Consider the following 19,758-nt stretch of genomic DNA (forward strand, 5'->3'; position numbering starts at 1 on the left):
ATTTCGCCATCGGTTAGCGAAATGCAGTTTTGTTTCGAATCAGATTCAGGCTGGCGTTAACATCACAATGATTCAAGAAATTTAATCAGCGCTTCTCGATCGGTAGAAGGTAGCATGCGAAAGTATTCCTTGGCAGACTCGGCTTCACCGCCATGCCACAAAATAGCCTCTGTCAAGTCCCGTGCACGCCCATCGTGCAGAAGAAAAGTATGGCCATTCACAACTTTGGTATAGCCGATTCCCCACAGTGGAGGGGTTCTCCATTCCTGACCATCAGCAAGAAAATCCGGCCGGCCATCGGCAAGCCCTTCGCCCATGTCGTGGAGTAACAAATCAGTATAGGGGTGGATGACTTGCCGGGATACTTCCGGCACACCGCCAAGAACGCCGGTAGTTACTGTGGGAATGTGGCAAGCAGCACACCCGGCCCGGTCAAATACGATCTGACCTTGTTTTACTTTTGGGTCATCAATATTACGGCGCGAAGGCACTGCCAAGGTCTGGATATAAAATGTAACATCATCCAGGATGCCGGGTTTCAGTTCAGGGTCGTCACTCAAGCCGTCATACTGAGGTTGTCCGGCCGTACTTTCCACGGGAAACAATTCATTGGTAATGCCCATATCGCCATGGTACGCGCCAGCCGTTTGTACCAATGTCGAAGGGCTGTTGGCTTTGAGTCCGAATCGGCCGATTACAGTTGTTTCGCTCACTGCATCCCAAACGCGATTAACACGGCCCGATATGCCATCGCCATTCAAATCATCTTCATCGGTCCAACCGAGTAGAGTGTCATCAGTAATGGCTTCAAGCAGGCCACGGCCGAATACAGGGGGCGCGACGCGAGGCGATATTAAATACTTGGCGGGTAAGTCCATGTAAGGCTTATCGATAGTAAAAGCCGGTTTACGTAATTGATACGGTGTATTGTCGCCAAACTTCCCGTCAATTTCGATATAACCCGTTTTAACGGTGGCTTCTGGTTGAACGCCAAATACCGCTTTATCAAGGAGCTGAGTACCAAAGCCAGGTATGGCTAATGGGCTTCCAGTTTTTGAATCAGCGCCTGGAATGCTGAGACGAAGAAAAAATGTATTAGATATTCCGCCTTCCTCAGGAGGCCGCCCTCGGCCGTCTTTAGGGTGACAAGCGATACAACTATTGTTGTTGAATGCCGGTCCCAATCCGCTGTTAAATGATGCAGGAGCCGTGACAAAGCTTTGCTCGAACTCGGAATCGCCGATTAAATGACGCACCAAGCCTTCAGGGCTGAGATTTGGTGCCGGATTGCCAAAGGCGGAGCTGCTCACGACAGAGATAGTCGTATCACCGCCCGAAAACTCATTTTTGATTGCAATCACTTCGATGTTCGAAAAAGCGCTTTCCCCATCGGAGTTATAAGCAGTAACGGCGACATAAAACATGGTTCCGTCATCCAGTACTGCAGATGCCTTGGTTTCGGTTCCAAGATCGATACTGTTAATGGTTTCAATCGGTTTGGGTAATGGATAGGGCAACCAATATAATTTGTATTTGCTCGAACTATCGATCGGCAACCAACTGACAGTGGCGCGATTACCTTCTACAGAAAAGGCAGCAACAGGTGCCGCAGGAGGAGCGGCTTGTACGTATGAGCAAAGCGCAAATGCGGCAGCAATAAATAAAATACGGTATTTCATAATCTGTAAAACAAAGATGAATCGGTTTGCTCGATCTCGTAAAAAAGCATTATCTCAGCGAACTGAGCGAGCTAAAGGCAACAATTGGTCGATCAATAATGCTACCAGGTTCTTCGCCTCGTTAATGGCTGTTTGTACTGAATCGGCATTGCTAATAATGGATTCGGTAAACGGTTGGGGTATGGCGTAAATGGCAGCAATGGTTTTTTCAATTTGATTGTTTATGGCTTCGTCTAATGCCGGGTTGATCGATTTGACCAAAGCGTTCAAACCAGGTCCCTCGGATAACAAATAAGTTCCGGTATAAACATTTCTTATACTTCTGATATTATTTATAAAATCGGTTATTGAATTAGCACTGAATTGAGATTCAGTCAAACTGGGATCGCGTCCAGCAAGCGGCCTGCTAAGCTTGCCGGTGCCTACTTCGTCAGCAATACCAATCATTCCTTCGAGCATTTCCTGTACAGCGGAAGCCAGGCTCGGATACGTCGCGCTGCCTGCGCCAGCCTTAGAAAATTCCGCAAGGAAATTGCCGGCATTTGGATTCCATGCATCGGCTAACATTTGCGCATCATTAGACAGCGCAGTAGCAGCTGAAATCAAATACGCCATTTCTCGCGCAGTTAATTCCGAAGCGGCTTTATTATTTTTGCTGCCAAATAGCAAATATTCGATGACATGAAAGCCTTTGAGCGTGGGCTCAAAGGCACTAACTGTTTCTGTCGTCAATGGGGTAGTGCTATCGATGATATTCTGTATGTCAGTCGCGTTGATAGGCCAGCTGTCCAAAGCAGGATCCAGATCTAGAGTCTCGGCGGGACCAAATAAAAATGCTTCTGATTGTTCCCACGGGCGGCGTGCATTGCGCCACGCATTCTGAGCCTGGTGGAGATTTTTAGCCGTCGTTTCGAGTTGCAGCTCAAGGATCGCGGCCCGTAATAATTTAGTTTGCTCGGCCAAATCGATATAGGTATTAAATATCACATTACGCGCATAATTTTGAATCACTTGCTGTACTGAGGGTATTTCAGTAGGAACAGACGGTACCAACAGCAAGCGCGGTAGAGAAAAGCCGCTATTCCCTTCAGTATTTCCTGCGCGGATTGAAACAAAAAAACCGGAGCCAGGCGGTAAAATCGTATTCACCTGTGTATTAGTACCCAGATCAAATTGACCAAAGAGTGATCCATCATTTGAGTTGGAAGCGATCAAAGTGTAATTGTTGGCTCCCGAGACTTCGTCCCAATACAAATTGACTTGCGGACCGTTTGTAGTGATATAAAGCTTTGGAATTTCTGGTAGCTCAGCGTGTGATACTGAAGCGAACATTATTATTGCCATTCCGATTAGAATCAGTTTCATATGGTTTTTCATAAGTTGATATCCTTTCTAATTATTATCGGGTTTTCTGAAATGAGAATCATTATTATACAATGGGGATTGTATGGCAAGAGCGAATTTTATCGGAACACATGATGCAATCGGATCGATCTTGGAAAAACCTATTTGGATTCAATGAATCATTGCAATACCGCCAGAATCTCATCTATAGATGATTAAAAAACTCAATGTCTTACAAGGGAGACTTTTTAGCAATCAAGCGACATCGGCTTTAACCATTTCGGGTTTAATTCCTCGCCCCTTGCAGTGGGGTGCTTTATTGATAATAGTAGGCTATCGACCGTGCCTTGCGTTTGCGGTACCAGATGATCACACCGGTAACCGACAGGATTGCAACCAGTAAACCCAACAGCGAAACCATAATGCGCCCCGGTAATCCTAGAATTCTGCCGGAATGCAAAGGAAACTGCGCATCCAGGAAAATATCCCCGGCACTGCCGCTGCCGGGAATTTTATCGCCCAGAAAGCGCCCGTCCTGGCCATCGAAATATAACCAGGGATTGCCGAGTCCGCGATCTGCATGATCTTTGCCGGGCTCATGAAACGTTACACCGTAAATGCTATATTCCGGATCATAAAACATCCCGCCCAGCGGTATATCCCAGCCTAACCGGCGCGCTTCAGCCTGTGCCAGCTTGACGATTTCATGCCGGTTTATACCGGGTTCGATCGGTTCGTCATGCGGATTGGGTGATCGCGCTGCAAAAGGATCGGGGCTGAGTGTGGAAAATACCGAAACGACGGGACGCATCACTTCTTGATTCAGATTCATCGATACCGCTGTGACAGCCAAAATCAGCAACAGACCCCATAACCAAACGCCGCCGGAGCGGTGCAAATCGAAATTCAGTTTGTATCCGCCCTGATGCCAACGGAAAGAAAACGATTTGCGCCAGGCTTGCCAATTGGGGAAAGACAACAGTAAGGCCACAAAACAATCGATGGTCCAGACAATGGCCAGTATGCCCATGAACAGGATGCCGAATTCGATATCGAAAAAATCCGGAAGGTGCATGCTGTAATGCAGCTTGTACAGAAACGGCACGAAATTTTCCCGTGTCAGCGCAATATCGCCCCACATACGAGATCCGCGGATGTCCGCAGTAACCGGATCAAGCGCGATTTGATTTACCCCGATATCGATCGCTTTTCCAGTTTGCGGATCCGGGCGGCCGATAACAGCCAATCCGAGATTCTGATCCGGTTCGATGGAAAGCGGCAACCAGGTGATCAGGATGCGGGCATCGGCTTTTTCCAGATGATCGGCCAGCATGAGCGGAGGCAACGTTTCACCTTGGCTCTGTCGTTCAAACAGTTGCGGATTCAACCATTCATCCAGCTCGTGATCCCATGAAATGACGGCGCCGGTAAACCCGGCAATAAACAGGAAGACCGCCAGCGAGAGACCTGCCCAGCGGTGAAGTGAAGTCAGAATGTGACGCGTTATTCTTGTTTTTGTGATGTTTCTTATGGAGTGCTGAGGCTGATCAAGCAATTCCGTTGCGAGAGGCTTTTTCATAATGTCAGGTGCTGCTATTGAGTGCAAACTGCAGGGTTGAAGCCGGTTCGGATTTGCTTGAACGGCTATGACTCTGATCCACCGTCAAGCGGCCATTTTCCATACGCAGCAAGCGATCAGCCAGATGAAAATAACGATCATCGTGCGAAATCACCAGCACGGCTTTACCCATTGCGCGCAATTCCGGCAGCAGCTCGTGATAAAAGATGTCCTTGAACAAGGGATCCTGATCGGCAGCCCATTCGTCAAATACCAGAAACGGGCGCTTCTCGAGATAAGCTATCACCAGGGCCAGCCGTTTACGCTGACCTTGCGATAACGATAGCGTGGTAAAAGCGCCGTGCCGTACCTTGACCTTGTTTTGCAGGTGCAGCTTGGCAAGCAATTGGTTTCCGTTGTGATCCAGTTCTGTGTTTAATCCGGTTTCCAGAATCCGGTCAAAGAGGTGAAAGTCGGAGAAAATGGCGGTGAAGCATTGACGGTAATAATCGCGATTGAGGTCAGTAATCGGGATCTGATTCAGCGTAATCGTGCCCGCCTCGGGTGGATACAAGCCGACGAGCAGCTTTGCCAGAGTGGTTTTACCGCTGCCATTGCCGCCCACCAGAAAAGTGATTTCACCGGGATGAAACGATAAATCGACCGGACCGAGCGTGAACATTTCATCCTTTTGTTCGTGATAGTAGCGATGCAACACTCCTTTGAGCACGATCGATTGCAACGGCGGCACCGTCGTCCCGGTTACCGGTTGTTCCGTGGAAGCCATGGCTTGCGTAATTTCCTCGATCCTATCCGCGGAAACCTGCGCCAGGTTGGCGCGTGGAATATTCAGCAGCAACGCTTCCAGTGGTCCCACCATGTAAACGAAAATCAGCGCGTAGCCGGTCATGATCAAGGTGCGGTCAGGTACATCGCCGACCAGAACGAACAGCACCAGGCCGATGAAGGCATAGATCAGAAAGTTACCCCATCCTGCGGATGCGACAAAAACCGACATGCCGAAGGTGCGCTCCTTGCGTACTTTCTCGATCGAGCGCCGCAATACATCGTCAAAAAAGACAATCCGCTTGTCGTGATTAAGGCGCAATTCTTTGGCGCCATCCGTCAAGGAGCGGAAGTAACCGAACAATTGGTCCTGTTCCTGTGCCGCCGCATCGAGGTGCCGGATTGCGCGCAAATGGGCGAGATGATAGCCGACGCAGCCCAGGCCGACGATGAGAACCGCCAGGAAGAACACGTGCCAGGATAGAAAGGCCATATAAGCCAGGCAACCGATCACGACCACGGCATTGGTCAGAATGACCGGAAAGCTGACGAAAAATTCGGCAACCCGGCTGCAGTGATCGGATAGAGCGGATTGCACCCGGGCTGCACCCAAAACTTCCAATTGCCGGTAATCGGCGGTAATCACTCGTTTTGCTATGAAGCTGCGCAACTCGGCGTGCGCCTGTTGACCGAGCCGTTCGAAAAGAATGGCTGCGATGACATAAGTGAACATTACACCGAGCGCAGTAACGGCAAAAAGCCACGCCATCCGTTCATGCTCGGTATTTTCCGAGGTCAGCGCAGAATTGATCTGCGCCAATAACATTACACTGCCGATGCCGTGCAGGATGCTGGCAAGCGATGCGCCAAGCAACAAAGGTTTTGATTGTTTAACAAGAAATTTCAGCATGCTCCACCTGGTTCATTTTGATACAACTTTTGAGACGAATGGCAATAAGAATTATTTACAGGGCTATTGCCGGATTGTGTCGCAACAATATGAATCGAGTAAGTCATTTCAACTGCTTTTCAGAAAATAAAAACCTTAATAATTATTTGCTTAATCTTAATTAATTAGGTTGCACATTATCAGGAGCAACAGTTATTTATAAATAAAAATAATTCTCATTCGTCTTCAATGTTTAGAGAGTATATCGCTAAAATTAAATTGTGTTGAAGATAAATGAAATCGAATCTGCTGAGTGATTCATCCGCGACCTTGATCGACGAGCGAATGGTTGATCAAGTGAATCTGCTGTCGTACCCCGATCAGGCTTGCTGTGTCATCAAGCTTGATGATCAAAGGTTATACGTTGGGCATCGTGACAATGGACAACCGTCGATTTGGTCTCTGCGAAATACCGATGGACAGCTGGAATTGGGGTTAATCGATGCAATCGGCAAACAACCGTCCGCAACGGAACTGTTGGCGGTTATCGAAGCCGCGCTGACTTACTATCCGGCGCAAAAGAAAGTGATATTGTCCGTTGCGCAATTGCAATTTCCCGGATTGTTTGCGACAGGAGTGCTGACTACCGATGGCAATCGGGTGACAGCTTATGCTGAGACATTCTGGCAGCAGTCCAGGCTATGGCATCAACGCGGCAGCGGCGAACCTTATCCCATCCGCTATGGATTCAGTCAAGGACGGCGCCATCCGCTGCGCTCGCCCAAGCCTTCCGGTCGGGTCTACCGGCGCTATATTCCATGGCTCGGACGCACGCTGAATTTCCGCTGCGTGGCAATCGATACCGACCTGCAACGCTTCAACCGCTGGATGAATGATCCTGTGGTCGCTGCTTTTTGGCAGGAGACCGGAGACATGCAAAAACATCGGCATTATCTCGAAGCAATCGATGCGGATCCTCACATGCTGAATCTGATTGCGTGCCTGGACGATGAACCTTTCGGTTACTTCGAGGTTTATTGGGCCAAAGAGGACCGTGTTGCACCGTTTTACGATGCGCATGACTTTGATCGCGGTTGGCATGTGCTGATTGGTGAGCCGCAGATGCGTGGCAAACCTTTCGTGACGGCCTGGTTGCCATCGATTTCACATTATTTATTCCTGGACGATTGCCGGACGCAACGCATTGTCATCGAGCCTCGCGTCGATAATCTCAAGATGATGCGGAATCTCGCCCATGGCGGTTACACCAATCTCAAGGAATTCGACTTTCCGCATAAACGCGCTGCACTGCACATGCTGCTGCGCGAGCGTTTCTTTTCCGAACAATTGTGGGTGCCGCGCAGTACCGTCACCGCACATTCCTTATCGTTATCCTGAGGGTTACATCATGCAAATTTATGATTTGATTGGTATTGGTTTTGGTCCATCGAATATCGCCCTGGCCATTACTCTGGAAGAAAAAAAACAAGTCGGCTATGACATCGATGCCTTTTTTATCGAGAAACAACCGGAGTTCGCGTGGCATGCCAATATGATGCTGGACAATGCGCACATGCAGGTTTCATTTCTCAAGGATCTGGCCACGCTGCGTAATCCGGCCAGTTATTTCACTTTTATCAATTATCTGCATCAAAAAAACCGGTTGCAGGATTTCATCAATTTGAAGACTTTTTTCCCCAGCCGGCACGAGTTCAATGATTATTTGGCATGGGCTGCCTCACATTTCGATGATAGTTGCGCTTATGGAGAAGAAGTGATCGAGATCTTGCCGGAAAAAGTCGGCAATGAAATCGTGTACTTGCGCGTAAGATCCCGCGACCGGAATAACATTATGCATGAACGGTTGACGCGCAGCCTGGCGGTAGGTATCGGCGGTAAACCGAGAATTCCCGACGGTTTCCTGGCACTAAGGGACGACAAACGGGTTTTCCATTCCAATGATTATTTGAGAAGAATCAAGGAATTCTCAAATGCCAAAACAATAGCTGTCGTGGGTGGCGGACAGAGTGCTGCGGAGATTTTCATGGACTTGCACGGCCGTTTCGATAACGCAAAAGTCGATTTGATCATGCGTGCCCGCTCCATTAAACCTTCCGATGACAGCCCTTTTGTCAATGAAATCTTCAACGCCGATTTCACCGATTTTGTTTTCAATAGCTCGGAACAGGAACGCAGCAGGCTGCTCGGGGAATTCTGGCACACCAATTATGCTGCACCGGACCTGGTGCTGATCGAACAGATATTCAACGTGCTCTATCAGCAAAAGGTAACAGGCGCGCAGCGGCATCGGTTTTTACGCAGACACGAAGTGAGGCGGGCTGACTCATTACCGCAAGGGATTCAGTTTGCATTGCATGATTTGAACGATGATTGCGATTTCTCTGAAACCTACGATGCCGTCGTACTCGCGACCGGCTATCACCGTGACCATTTCCAAGCATTGTTGTCACCGCTAATGCCGTTTCTCAACACCTTATCGGTGGATCGTAATTACCGGCTGAGTGCCACGCCGCAATTCAAACCGGCTATTTTTTTGCAAGGAGCCTGCGAATCCAGTCATGGACTGAGCGACACCTTGCTATCGGTTACTGCGATTCGTGCCAGCGAAATCACTCAAGCCCTGATGGATTCTCTGGATCAGATCAAACCTCTGGTAACAGCACGAGCCGTTTCATCGTTGATCGCCTGAGCAGTGGTGTACTGAGCGATTACTTTTTTATTCATAGTTTTTTTATATTTCTAGTTTCCAGTCATGTACAAAAAAATAACAATATCACTTGGCCTATCAAAGCATCTGGCATTTTCTGCAGTTTTGTCCATCGCATTAACTATGACCGTCAGCAGCGGCTTTGCGCAAACGAAGCAGACGGAAGTGCAAAATTCAACCGGAGCATCTGAGCGGAAGGACGATTCTCAAGAAAAGGATTCCGGCAAACCGGATGCAAAGAAAACAGCCGATTCGACGCTTCCGACTGTGGTAATTGAAGCCAAGAATACCGGGGAGGCGACAGGGTATGTCGCTAAACGCAGCATTACCGCGACCAAGACCGATACGCCGATCATCGAGATACCGCAATCGATATCGGTGGTGACCCGCAATGAAATGGATATGCGCAGCGTGCAAAATTTCACCGAGGCCTTGCGTTATGTTCCCGGCGTTACCGTTGATCAATTCGGATTCGACGGACGCGGGTTCGAGTATTTGTATATGCGGGGATTCAATGCCTTGACGACCGCCAATTTCCGCGATGATCTGAGCAATGCGGCACAGGGTTTGTTTTTCAACAGTTTTATCACGGATACCTATGGCCTGGAGCGGGTCGATGTTCTGCGTGGCCCATCTTCGGTGATGTTCGGGCGTGGTGATGCCGGCGGTATCGTGAACCGGGTAACCAAGCGGCCGACTGCTGCGCCGATCCGTGAAGTGGAATTTCAGTACGGTAATTTTGACCGGAAAAGATTCGCAGCCGATCTGGGGGTGGCGAACAAGGATGGAACGATCATGATGCGGCTGGTGACCACCGCGCTCGACAGTGATTTGCAAGTCAGATATCCCAATACCGGCGGTGACCGGGGGCATAATGAGCGGTTTTATATCGCGCCATCCATCACTTTCCGGCCGACTGTTGCGACGACCATCACTTTAATGGGTGATGTGCTTAACAACCGGAGCGGTTCTTCACCCTTTTATATCACCGCGCCGGATGGCCGGTTTACCAACGTGCTGCAAAGCGATCCGAAGTTTTCCCGCTACGCGCAGAACCAGGGATCGTTCAGCTATCGACTCGAACATCACTTCAATGAAATGCTGACAGTCCGGCAAAATTTCCGTCACGCGTTTCAGAAGGGTACTTTCCAGGATCTGTTTTCGTTGGACTACAACACTGAACAGCCGACTGTGATGGAGCGTCAAGCCTATGCGACTAATGAGCGCTTGAGTCAAACCGTGCTTGATACCCATTTGCAAGCAAAGATTGCGACCGGTCCCGTCAGTCATACCCTATTGCTAGGGGCCGACTGGAATCAGACCAATGCATCCATGCGCTACTTTGAAGGATATACCAGCGACTATGTGGTGCCCGCCATCGATATTACCAATCCGGTCTATTCGCAACCGATTCCGAGGCCTGATTTGTTATCGCAGAACGCGAAACAGCGGATCGATCAATTGGGTTTCTACATCCAGGATCAGCTTAAATACGATAGCTGGATTTTGACTTTAAGCGGACGCTTTGACAGGCTTAACACCAAAGATAGCGATCTACTGAGTGAATCCGCAACCCGCAACAAGGATAGCGCATTTACCGGTCGAGCAGGTTTATCCTATCTGTTTGCGAACGGTATAGTGCCTTATTTCAGTTATTCGCAATCGTTCATGGCGCAACCCGGCGTCGATAAAGAAGGCAGGCCGTTTGATCCTTCCCGAGCTTCGCAATTCGAAGCGGGTGTCAAGTTTCAGCCGGTGGGAGGAAAGTCTCTTTATACGGTAGCGTTTTTTGATCTGACCAAAACGAACGCGCTATCGCGAGACCCGAGTGATTCTAGCGGAGCGCATCTTATGGCAATTGGGGAAGTCAGATCGCGCGGCGTTGAGCTGGAAGGACGGGGTGAATTGCTGCGCGGGCTGAATGCCATCGGTACCTTTACCTATCTGGATGTGGATAATATGAAAGATACCGACTTCAAGGGAAAAACACCGATACAGGTTCCCACTACGATGGCTTCCGGGTGGCTCGATTATTCCTTCGGTGCTTTGGGTTATGAATGGTTGAAAGGATTTGGATTGGGAGGAGGTGTTCGTTACACTGGCAGCACATTTAATGAAGAAGGCAATATCAGCACTACGCCATCGTTTACCTTGTTCGATGCTACGCTGCGCTATGAAAGAGGTCCCATGTTGTTCAATATCAATGCCAGTAATATTTTTAATGAATCCTACATTGCGACAACAAACTTCAATAGATATTATCTCGGAACACTACGTACGGTGATCGGTACTCTGACATTCCGGTTCTAGCCGATGATCATGATGTTTTTTTCCGCTATCGGGTTGATGACCGGAGGAATCGCATGCCGCTGAATGACGAGCTGTCGGTATTTCTCGAACTGGCAGCGGAAGCGGTGGCCAGTGGCGACAGGCCGGCGATGCACGATTTGCCGCCGGATCTGGCGTGCCGCGAATACGAAGCGGCCACGCACATCCTGGATGTTCCGGGTCCGCAGGTGGCAAGCGTGCAAGAACTCAGCATCGAAAGCCGCGATGGATATCGGATCAGCGCCAGGTGGTACAAGCCGCTGGAATTTGCGCAAACTTCTGATCCGCAACCGGTATTGTTATATTTTCATGGTGGCGGTTATTGCCTGGGCAGTTTGGATTCGCACGATTCGCTGTGCCGTTCGTTGGCTGCATTGACGCCCTGTCATGTCTTGCATGTCGCTTACCGGTTGGCGCCGGCGTATCGTTTTCCTTATGCTGTAAACGATGCGCACGATGCGTATCGCTGGCTCCTGGCACAAGGATTTGCTCACGGTTTTGACACGAGCCGTATTGCTGTCGGTGGCGATAGTGTCGGCGGTACATTGGCAACCGGGATCACGATCATGGCTCGGGACGAGAACCGGCAACCGCCGGTTTGCCAGCTTCTGCTGTATCCCTGTACGAGCGCATGGCAGGATAGTGAATCCCATCGCCGCCTTGCCAGCGGATACTTGCTGGAAGCGAAAACCCTGCAATGGATGTTCAATCTTTATCTGCGCACGGATGCCGATCGGGCTGATTGGCGCTTTGCGCCGCTGGAAGCTGCGGATTTGTCGAAATTGGCGCCAGCCCGCCTTGTTTTGGCCGAGTATGATCCCTTGCTGGATGAGGGAATGGCTTATGCCGGGCGGTTGCAGGCCAGCGGTGTGGATACGCAGGTCAACGTTTATTCGGGTATGGTTCATGATTTTGCCCGGCTGGGCAATATCGTCGAAGAAGCGGAGCAAGTTCGCCGGGATCTGGCGAGAACCCTGGCGCAAGCTTTTTATCCTGAAAATGATCGCAGCTGAAAACATGGGAGTGCGCATGCGATTTATACCGGTTCCACTATGAAACCATTTCATCTGTTTTGCTTCCTCTTGCTTCTGTTCGCCATAAGTGCCTGCAACCTGTTGCCCGAGCGACGCGTTGGTGATGCCGGTGCTGCCATTCCACAGCAATGGAGCGAATATGCCGCGGAGCAATCCGTCGCAGTGAATTGGGTGGAAACATTTCAAGATGCAACGTTAAAACAACTGGTGGATCGCGCACTGGAAAATAACTACGAGTTGAAGGCTGCGGCGGCGAGAATTCAGGCTGCCACCGCTCAGGCGCGCATTGACGGGTCTCCCCGCTGGCCGCAGCTTTTTTTCTCGGCGGATTATCAGGAAGTGCAAATCCGCGATGCTGGTTTCGGTTCCGCCCGCTACAACGTTTTCGAAGCACTATTCGGTGTCAGCTGGGAAGTGGATTTGTGGGGAAGAATCCGCGATTCGCATCTGGCGGCTATAACGGAAGCCACCGCCGTGCAGGCGGATTTTCAGGGAACCCGCTTGTCGCTGGCAGCGCGCGTTGCACAAAGTTATTTCGAATTGATCGAAGCCGAATTGCAATCGGACGTCATTGAGCAGTCGATCAAAGATCGGGGGGTGATCGCCGATCTGGTGCGCGGGCGCTTTCAGCGCGGTCTGGTGCGGGGATTGGATTTGCGTTTGGCCTTAAATGACTTGGCGAATGCCGAGGCGCAACTGAAACAGGCGCGTAACCGGGTGCAGCAAATTTCCAAAAGATTGGAAATCTTACTGGGTAATTATCCCGAAGATAAGGTATGGAGCATCACCCAGCTGCCATCACTACCGGCAGCGATACCGGCAGGATTGCCGTCGGAATTGCTGGAACGCAGGCCCGATCTGATAGCCGCATTCAAGCGTCTGCAAGCAGCCGATTTGCGGACAGTCAGCGCGCAAAAATTGCGCTTGCCGCGGATTACGCTGACGGCGACCGGCGGGAGCCGTAGTGTTGATCTGACCGAATTGATCGATCCCAGAGCTGCTGCCTGGAATGTGCTTGCCGGATTGGTGCAACCGGTGTTTACCGGTTGGCGCATCCAAGGTGAGATTTTCCGCAATCAGGCGCGCGCCGAGGAAGCCCTGAATCAGTACAAAAATACGGCATTGAATGCCTTTCGCGAGGTCGAACAGGCACTGGCAGCGGAAGAATGGTTACGGCAGCAGGAAGTTGCGTTGCGCAAAGCGGTTGAACATACCGGGTCCAGCCAGAAACTGGCTATTTACTCGTATCGAAACGGTACCATCGAAATTCTGACGTTGCTGGACAGCTATCGCAGCATGCTGAATGCACAGACGGCGCATCTTTCCGTAACCCGGCAATTGCTGAGCAACCGTATCAACCTCTACCTGGCTCTGGGTGGCAATGCCTGATCGATCTCATGTAACCATCTTTCCCTATATGCAGAACTTTGTTTGTTGATGAAAGCGCGTAAACAACTATTCATCGCTTTATTCGTAATAATGGCGGGCATCGTTGCGGCCATGATCATCGTCCGTATGCCGCCACAGGCTGAGCAACAACTGCAAGTTGTTGAACCGCCAGCGGTGCAAACGATCACGGCACGACCGCAACGGTTACAAATGACAGTACAAACGCGAGGGCGTGTCAGAGCGCAAACCGAAATCGAGGTCATAACGGGGGTCTCGGGCAATATCACCCATGTGGCGCCGGCGTTTGTCAGTGGCGGCTTTTTCAAAAAGGGGGATTTGCTGGTTTCCATCGACCCGGCGGAATACGATTTGCGTGTGGCACAGGCGCAAGCCCGGGTCATGGAAGCGCAATATCAATTGACGCGTGAGGAAGCCGAAGCGGAGCAGGCGCGGCAAGAATGGCGGCAACTGGGCGAAGGCGATCCCAGTCCTTTGAATTTGAGAATTCCGCAATTAAAGGAAAAAAAAGCAAAACTTGCCGCTGAGCAGGAAGAGTTGAAAAACGCCCGATTGCTGCGGCAGCGTACGGAAATACGCGCACCCTTCAATGGCCGGGTACGCACCAAAACCATCGGGATGGGGCAGTACCTGAACACCGGCGACGTGCTGGGCAGTATCTACAGCAGCGATCTGGCGGAAGTGCGTTTACCCGTCAACACGCAGGAGCTGTCTTGGGTTGATGTGCCGGACTGGCCATCGCGTTCCGCTGCAGCCAAAGGTGCTGAAGTCATTTTGTCGGCGAACTATCGCGGAGAAATACAAACCTGGCGAGGCCGGATTGTGCGCAGCGAGGGTGCCATCGATGAAAAAACCGGTATGGTGATGATTGTGGCTCAAGTCAGCGACCCTTTTGGGTTGCGCGGGAATGAGCGGGACCGTGCGGCTTCGATGTTGCCGGTGGGTTTATATGTCGAGGCGAGCATCGAAGGACGCTGGCTGGAGGATGCGTATGTGTTGCCTGCCGGTGCAGTATTGCAAGATGACCGGATTGCGATAGTTGATCAGGACAACCGTGTGCGCCTGCGTCACGTTACCGTTCTGAGAAAGGTGCATGAGCAGGTCATTGTAAAGGAAGGTCTGACGCCGGGTGAGCGGATCATGGTTTCCGGCCTGCTGCATCCGGTTGAAGGCATGTCCGTAGTACCGAAGGAAAGGCCATGAAACTGATTGTCTGGTTTGCCAGGAATCCGATTGCGGCAAATTTTTTAATGCTGCTCATCATTGCCGGCGGAATCCTGGGATTGACCATCGCCAAACGCTATACCATCCCTCCGGCACCGCAAAATCAATTGCAAATCGAGATCGAATATCCGGGTGCCGGTCCGGCGGAAGTGGAGCGTGCATTGTGTATTCCGATTGAGACTGCGATGCATGATCTGGAAGGTATCCGGCAAATCAATGCAACCGCTTATCAGGCGCACTGCGAGGTCATCGTCGAGTTCGATCCGAAAATCGATGCGGCGCGTTTTCAGGCCAATGTGCAGGCACGCATGGATCGCATCACGGTTTTTCCAAAAGAAGCCGAGAAACTGAAGATCACGGAATTAAAAACCGGCACCACCGCAGTGACCGTGATGGTGCACGGCGACGTCGACCTGCTGACCTTGATGCGTCAGCGTGACCGGTTGCAAGCCATGTTGAGCCGGCATCCGGATATCGGGAAATTAACGCCCTGGCCTGGGATTCCCTATGAAATCTCGATTGAAGTCACGGAATCCGAGTTGCGCCGTTACGATTTGAGTTTTGAGGAGATTGCGGCAGCGATTCAGGCGACGTCGCAAAACATACCGGCCGGGGAACTCAAGAAACCGGATGGCAAATTGTTGTTGAGAAGCAAGCATCAAGCCATGACCGTAGCGGATTATGCAGCGATTACCTTGCGATCGGATGTCAATGGGGCGCGTTTGTTACTGGGTGATGTGGCGCGGATTCGAGAGACAGTCAATGACAAGGATATGCGGGCCAGGATCGATGGCAAGCCGGCCGTGCAAATCTTCGTGATGTCCAAGGACCGGATTTCGACATCGGTCGAAGCGGTCAATGCAGTGGTCGATGGATTTCGTGCCGAATTACCGGCCGGTGTCGGTATTTCGATATGGGACGACTGGTCGAGATATTATGCGGAAAACATGTACATGCTGAAGGAAAACGCCATTTCAGGCTTTTTCCTGGTTTTTCTGGTACTGATGTTCACGCTGCGCTTCCGCCTTGCGCTTTGGGTTAGCAGCGGTATTCTGGTGTCGTTGTTCGGCGCATTATGGATGATGCCGGTGCTGGGCATTTCGTTGAATACCTACTCGATTTCCGCGCTGATTCTGATCATTGGCGTTTTGGCCGATGATGCCATTGTCGTCGGGGAAAATATCTATACCCATCAGGAACAGGGCAATCCGGGATTGGCCGGCGCCATCAGCGGCACGATGGAAGTGGCACCGCTGATTGTCATGATGGTGCTATCCACCATGATAGCTTTCGTGCCCGGTCTGTTCCTGCCGGGACTCAGCGGTCACTTGATGTACAACGTTTCTGCCGTGGTGATTCTGACATTGGCATTCTCGATGCTGGAGGCGTTATTCATTCTGCCTTCTCACTTGTCGTCGTATGATCGTCCGGCATCGGCACAGAACAAAATCGGGGCCGCATTCGAACAAGCCAGAGTCAAGGTGGATGCGGCACTGCAATGGTTCGTCAATAGCGTGTACATACCGGTACTGAAGCGATTGCTGTATTTTCGTTACATAACGCTAGCGATGTTTGCGATGATTTTGCTGGTGGCGGTTGCACTCGTTTCATCCGGGCGGATTCAAAGCGTTATGGATGCGCCGGTCAATGATTATTATCTGTTCGCCATTCTGCAGTTTGTTCCAGGCACACCGTTCGAGGAAGTCAATGCGCATGTGTTGCAACTGGAACGGACCGCCAATGATATTCGTGCAGAGCTGAATGCAGAACTCGGATTGGGTGCAGCGGATAAGTTGCAGGATAGCTTCCAGCACATCATATCCGTTAGCGAGGATAACGCCGCGTTTGTGGATATCGAAATCGCCATTGATGAGCGGATCCGCTCGCGTATGGACAGCATAAAGCAGCAATGGGAAGAACGTCTGGGCGAATTGCCGCCCGGTGCAACGCTGTCGTTCCAGACTTTTTGGCCAAGAAATCTGGGGGTCACTGCGGCGCAATCGGCCAAGGCCATCGAGTTGAAGCTGGTTGCTCAGGACATCGGGCAACAAAGTGTTGTTAGTGAAATACTCAAGACCAGGCTGGCTGCATACACGGGCGTCCATAGTGTCACCGGTGCGATGCAGATGGGTAAACCCGAATTGCATCTCAAGCTCAAACCGGAAGCGGTAACGCAGGGTTTGACCATGCACAATCTGGGAGAGCAGGTACGCAATGGTTTTCTCGGTTTGGAAGTGCAGCGATTCTTTCTGGATCGTGATGAGGTTCGTGTCATCGTTCGCTTACCTGCGCAGCAGCGTCGTTCACTGGATGATATTTACCGCTTGCCGATCCAGCTACCCAATGGCGATAGCGTGCCATTCGCTGCGGTGGCGGAAGCTGAGTTGATGCCGGGTTTTGCCAGCATCATCCGGCAGAACCGCGAGCGGGTTCAATTGATCAGCGCAGAAGTGTATAAGGAACAAGCCAGTATTGAAACTATTCTTGCCGATTTGCGCACTCATGTGATTCCCGAATTGGAAGCGCAGTTTCCGGGAATCAAGATCGAATCGGGGCAAGCTCGCCAGAAACAGGAAGCCGCCATGTCCGATCTGTGGCGTTATGGAATGTTTGCGCTATTGGGCATCTATGCACTGCTGGCGATTCCGTTGCGGTCTTATCTGCAGCCGTTGATGATCATGCTGGCCATTCCCTTCGGTTTCATCGGCGCGATATTGGGTCATCTGTTACTGGCCATACCTTTATCGCTGGAGTCTTATGTGGCCTTGTTTGCCGTCGGAGGGATCGTGATCAACGACAGCCTGATACTGGTGGCCCAAATCAATAAAGCGACACAGGAGAATTTCACCCGCTATCAAACCGTGATCCGGGCTTGTAAGGCCCGCTTCCGCGCGATTTTTCTGACCAGCACGACCACTTTTGTCGGATTGCTGCCGTTCATCAATGTGCAAAGCTCGGATGCGGAGAAAATTCTGCCGATGGCGGTGACACTGGCATTCGGCATCCTGTTTTCGGTGCTGGTCACTTTGGTGCTGGTGCCCGTCAGTTGCGTGGTATTGCGGGAAATATCGGAACGCATGAAGGTTTCAACGCGCGCCGGGGAAGTACTCTGATCGACGCACATTTTTACCGGATTATTTCTGCAAATGACTTCAAATTATCCATTGCTTCTCAAGCAGATCTGGCATACGCCATTGGCTAATGCAGCAGACCGGCCAATCATTTATCGTGAACAGTATCGCTCGAATTATCGCCAGACTTATGCACGCATCAATCGGTTTGCTGCTGCGATGGCGGCGTCGGGTATCAAACGCGGCGACGTTATTGCGGTGATGGATCACGATAGTCACCGCTATTTTGAGTGTTACTTTGCGATTCCAATGTACGGAGCCGTTATGATGACTGTCAACAGCCGGTTGACGCCGGCTCAGATTGCCTACACCCTGAATCATTCGCAGGCCACGCTATTATTGCTGCATACCGATTTCATGCCGGTCATCGAAAGCATTCGGCAGCAATTGACAGGAATACGGAAAATCATCGTGCTGAGCGATGGCGATGCATTACCGTCCACTTCGCTGAACTTGGATGACGAGTACGAAGCCTGGTTGCAGGACCGGCCTCATCATTTCGGTTTTGCCGATTTTGACGAAAATACGCGCGCGACGGTTTTTTATACTACCGGCACGACCGGATTGCCCAAGGGCGTTTCTTATACCCACAGACAGTTGATGTTGCATACCCTGGCGGCAGGTATGGCGCTAGCGGCGCCGGCAAGGCAGCAACGATTTCACGCCGGCGATGTGTATATGCCGCTGACGCCGATGTTTCATGTACACGCCTGGGGGATTCCCTACATCGCCACGTTACTGGGCGTCAAGCAGGTTTATCCGGGCCGCTACACGGCTGAATCGTTGCTGCGGTTGATCGTTCAGGAGCGCGTGACCTTCTCGCATTGCGTACCGACGTTATTGAAAATGATCCTAGCGGCGGCGCAAGCGGCTGATGCCGATTTGCGTGGCTGGAAAGTGGTGGTGGGCGGTTCGGCGCTGCCGCAAGTTCTGGCCGGGCAAGCATTGGATATGGGAATTGATTGTTTCGCCGGTTACGGATTATCCGAAACCGCACCGATTCTGACGCTGGCGCAAGCGATCGAGGAGTCGGACAATGCCCCGCGAACGGATAAAGATGTGCCGATGATGCAACGCTGCAGTGCCGGGCGCGCGATTCCGCTGGTGGATGTGCAGATTGTCGATGGCGCGATGCAGCCCCAGGTCCGCGATGGTTGCAGCAACGGTGAGATTGCAGTACGTGCGCCATGGCTGACGCAAGGCTATCTGAATGATGCCGACGCCAGCGCGACCCTTTGGCAGGGAGGGTATCTGCATACCCAGGACATCGGCGTGATGAGTGCGGATGGTTATCTGCGCATTACCGATCGGCTTAAAGATGTGATCAAGGTGGCAGGAGAGTGGGTATCGTCGCTGGAAGTGGAAAATGTCTTGGCTTCCGTTGCCGGCATCAGGGAAGTTGCGGTGATCGGAATACCGGATGCACGCTGGGGGGAGCGGCCGCTGGCTTTGTTGGCGGTGGATCCGGCAATGTTTGACGAATCTGCGGCGCAGCAACAGATTCGTTTATTGGTTTCGCAAGGCGTGATTTCCAAACATGCACTGCTGACTCAGTTCAAGCAGGTTGAGTGCATTGCCAAAACCAGTGTCGGTAAGGTCGATAAAAAAGCATTACGTTGCGAACATGGAGTTGTTCATCGTTAAACCCGG

At 51.2% G+C, this 19,758-nt stretch carries 12 protein-coding genes; 8 read left to right on the forward strand and 4 right to left on the reverse strand.

What is annotated here, in order from left to right; genetic code table 11:
• Positions 1 to 62: 62 nt before the first annotated feature.
• The 4 genes from HRU78_03285 to HRU78_03300 form a co-directional block, all read right to left on the reverse strand.
• Positions 63 to 1,424: a thiol oxidoreductase gene (locus tag HRU78_03285; GenBank protein ID QOJ24894.1), complete on the reverse strand. Its 1,362-nt coding sequence runs from the start codon at positions 1,422 to 1,424 to the stop codon at positions 63 to 65.
• Positions 1,425 to 1,733: 309 nt separating this feature from the next.
• Positions 1,734 to 3,056 (reverse strand): hypothetical protein, encoded by a 1,323-nt coding sequence (locus HRU78_03290; GenBank protein ID QOJ22794.1) that lies wholly within the window; start codon positions 3,054 to 3,056, stop codon positions 1,734 to 1,736.
• A gap of 283 nt (positions 3,057 to 3,339) precedes the next feature.
• Complete coding sequence (locus HRU78_03295; protein QOJ22795.1) at positions 3,340 to 4,602, reverse strand: PepSY domain-containing protein; 1,263 nt, start codon at positions 4,600 to 4,602, stop codon at positions 3,340 to 3,342.
• A 4-nt stretch (positions 4,603 to 4,606) separates the two neighbouring features.
• A complete protein-coding gene (locus tag HRU78_03300; protein ID QOJ22796.1) occupies positions 4,607 to 6,277 on the reverse strand; it encodes a cyclic peptide export ABC transporter in 1,671 nt (556 codons plus the stop codon).
• Between the two features lie 324 nt (positions 6,278 to 6,601).
• Between HRU78_03300 and HRU78_03305 the strand changes: the two genes are divergently transcribed.
• The 8 genes from HRU78_03305 (at position 6,602) to HRU78_03340 (ending at position 19,752) form a co-directional block, all read left to right on the forward strand.
• On the forward strand, positions 6,602 to 7,654 hold the full coding sequence (locus HRU78_03305; GenBank protein ID QOJ24895.1) for an acetyltransferase: 1,053 nt from the start codon (positions 6,602 to 6,604) through the stop codon (positions 7,652 to 7,654).
• Between the two features lie 10 nt (positions 7,655 to 7,664).
• The gene (locus HRU78_03310; GenBank protein QOJ22797.1) at positions 7,665 to 8,966 is read left to right on the forward strand and encodes a lysine N(6)-hydroxylase/L-ornithine N(5)-oxygenase family protein; all 1,302 of its coding nucleotides are present in this window, start codon (positions 7,665 to 7,667) and stop codon (positions 8,964 to 8,966) included.
• 63 nt (positions 8,967 to 9,029) lie between these two features.
• Complete coding sequence (locus HRU78_03315) at positions 9,030 to 11,294, forward strand: TonB-dependent siderophore receptor (protein QOJ22798.1); 2,265 nt, start codon at positions 9,030 to 9,032, stop codon at positions 11,292 to 11,294.
• Between the two features lie 53 nt (positions 11,295 to 11,347).
• Positions 11,348 to 12,325: an alpha/beta hydrolase gene (locus HRU78_03320; GenBank protein ID QOJ22799.1), complete on the forward strand. Its 978-nt coding sequence runs from the start codon at positions 11,348 to 11,350 to the stop codon at positions 12,323 to 12,325.
• 39 nt (positions 12,326 to 12,364) lie between these two features.
• Complete coding sequence (locus tag HRU78_03325) at positions 12,365 to 13,735, forward strand: efflux transporter outer membrane subunit (protein ID QOJ22800.1); 1,371 nt, start codon at positions 12,365 to 12,367, stop codon at positions 13,733 to 13,735.
• A 48-nt stretch (positions 13,736 to 13,783) separates the two neighbouring features.
• The gene (locus HRU78_03330) at positions 13,784 to 14,956 is read left to right on the forward strand and encodes an efflux RND transporter periplasmic adaptor subunit (GenBank protein ID QOJ22801.1); all 1,173 of its coding nucleotides are present in this window, start codon (positions 13,784 to 13,786) and stop codon (positions 14,954 to 14,956) included.
• Complete coding sequence (locus tag HRU78_03335) at positions 14,953 to 18,090, forward strand: efflux RND transporter permease subunit (protein QOJ22802.1); 3,138 nt, start codon at positions 14,953 to 14,955, stop codon at positions 18,088 to 18,090. Before HRU78_03330 ends, HRU78_03335 begins: the two co-directional genes overlap by 4 nt.
• Before the next feature lie 33 nt (positions 18,091 to 18,123).
• Positions 18,124 to 19,752 (forward strand): long-chain-fatty-acid--CoA ligase, encoded by a 1,629-nt coding sequence (locus tag HRU78_03340; GenBank protein QOJ22803.1) that lies wholly within the window; start codon positions 18,124 to 18,126, stop codon positions 19,750 to 19,752.
• Positions 19,753 to 19,758: the final 6 nt, after the last annotated feature.

The sequence above is a fragment of the Gammaproteobacteria bacterium genome (genome assembly GCA_015709635.1).
Lineage (GTDB): Bacteria > Pseudomonadota > Gammaproteobacteria > Burkholderiales > Nitrosomonadaceae > Nitrosomonas.

Bases quoted from the DNA above. Each gene is read 5' to 3' on its own strand.
- HRU78_03310 (QOJ22797.1), top strand. From the start codon at position 7,665: ATGCAAATTTATGATTTGATTGGTATTGGTTTTGGTCCATCGAATATC.
- HRU78_03315 (QOJ22798.1), top strand. From the start codon at position 9,030: ATGTACAAAAAAATAACAATATCACTTGGCCTATCAAAGCATCTGGCA.
- HRU78_03305 (QOJ24895.1), top strand. From the start codon at position 6,602: ATGGTTGATCAAGTGAATCTGCTGTCGTACCCCGATCAGGCTTGCTGT.
- HRU78_03320 (QOJ22799.1), top strand. From the start codon at position 11,348: ATGCCGCTGAATGACGAGCTGTCGGTATTTCTCGAACTGGCAGCGGAA.
- HRU78_03295 (QOJ22795.1), bottom strand. From the start codon at position 4,602: ATGAAAAAGCCTCTCGCAACGGAATTGCTTGATCAGCCTCAGCACTCC.
- HRU78_03340 (QOJ22803.1), top strand. From the start codon at position 18,124: ATGACTTCAAATTATCCATTGCTTCTCAAGCAGATCTGGCATACGCCA.
- HRU78_03300 (QOJ22796.1), bottom strand. From the start codon at position 6,277: ATGCTGAAATTTCTTGTTAAACAATCAAAACCTTTGTTGCTTGGCGCA.
- HRU78_03290 (QOJ22794.1), bottom strand. From the start codon at position 3,056: ATGAAAAACCATATGAAACTGATTCTAATCGGAATGGCAATAATAATG.
- HRU78_03285 (QOJ24894.1), bottom strand. From the start codon at position 1,424: ATGTTTTATGTCGCCGTTACTGCTTATAACTCCGATGGGGAAAGCGCT.
- HRU78_03330 (QOJ22801.1), top strand. From the start codon at position 13,784: ATGAAAGCGCGTAAACAACTATTCATCGCTTTATTCGTAATAATGGCG.
- HRU78_03335 (QOJ22802.1), top strand. From the start codon at position 14,953: ATGAAACTGATTGTCTGGTTTGCCAGGAATCCGATTGCGGCAAATTTT.
- HRU78_03325 (QOJ22800.1), top strand. From the start codon at position 12,365: ATGAAACCATTTCATCTGTTTTGCTTCCTCTTGCTTCTGTTCGCCATA.